Origin of the sequence: Rahnella sp. BCC 1045, assembly GCF_019049615.1 — a bacterium.
In the GTDB taxonomy this organism is placed as follows: Bacteria; Pseudomonadota; Gammaproteobacteria; order Enterobacterales; family Enterobacteriaceae; genus Rahnella; species Rahnella contaminans.
Genome location: NZ_JAFMOZ010000005.1, coordinates 1 through 255, shown reverse-complemented (window position 1 = coordinate 255; position 255 = coordinate 1). Strand labels below are relative to the sequence as shown.

Here is a 255-nt window from a genome sequence, read left to right as displayed (position 1 = left end):
GACCACCGCGCTGTTGCCGCCAGGCAAATTCTGTTTCATTCATACCGCTCACCCTCTCTCAGGCTTGCACTACGAACCAATCTCGGAACATTACGCTGAAAAATCTCGGTCTCGCACAGAGTCAATCCAAAACACCTTTGGTGTTGTAAGGTTAAGCCTCTCGGGTCATTAGTACTGGTTAGCTCAATGCATCGCTGCACTTACACACCCAGCCTATCAACGTCTTAGTCTTAAACGTCCCTTCAGGTGGCTTAA

1 rRNA gene is annotated in these 255 nt (G+C 49.0%); it reads right to left on the bottom strand.

Annotated features, from left to right (window positions below):
* Nucleotides 1-147 precede the first annotated feature (147 nt).
* A 23S ribosomal RNA gene (locus tag J1782_RS00025) occupies nucleotides 148-255 on the bottom strand; the annotation flags it as partial.